We start from the raw sequence: 631 nt of genomic DNA on the forward strand, positions 1-631 counted from the left end.
ATTGTGGGCTTGTCGAAATTGCGATCGCCGACATTTAGCGGACTACTTCTAGAACAAAGGCTGACTAATGTGGGCAAGACTTCCCAGTGTGGGCTGATGGTAATTGACATCAACACTGGGGAAACAGTGCATTGGCTACAACTAGATGGGGTAGTGGAAGAACTATTTGATGTAGTCGTTCTCCCAGGTGTCCGTCAACCCCAGGCTTTGGGCTTCCAGTCAGAGGAAATCGAACGCCTAGTGACCTTCCCCGGTTCTGGTGGTATCGTCACCACCAAACCCACAGCAAAGCGCCCCAGTGTTGGCAGTATGGCTCCCATCCCCGGATTGCCCCGCCAAATCTGGGAAGGCTCAAACAATACCACAACATCCCCATCAACGCCCCGTGGACTGAGCGTAGTCGAAGTCCAACCCCCAAAATACCAGCGCGTCTATCACCTCACCGCCAGCAGCCTAGCGGATTACGATGCCTTCACCTTCCCCAGTTTGCAGCAACGGTGGCAAACCCAACCCCAAAGGGGTGAATTGGTGGGTATCTCGGCATCAGTGGCGGGGGAAATGGTGGCCTTTGCCATTGCCGAACTGCTACCAGAACAAACGGCGGAATTGATCTCGCTGTTTGTCGCCCCAG

The 631-nt window shown here is 54.4% G+C and carries 1 protein-coding gene; it reads left to right on the forward strand.

What is annotated here, in order from left to right; all coding sequences use genetic code 11:
- Positions 1 to 631: DUF4915 domain-containing protein (locus GNE10_RS34985; RefSeq protein ID WP_185570568.1), on the forward strand; the 631-nt coding region annotated here is incomplete at both ends.

Origin of the sequence: Nostoc sp. 2RC (assembly GCF_014222165.1) — a bacterium.
Lineage (GTDB): Bacteria > Cyanobacteriota > Cyanobacteriia > Cyanobacteriales > Nostocaceae > Nostoc > Nostoc linckia.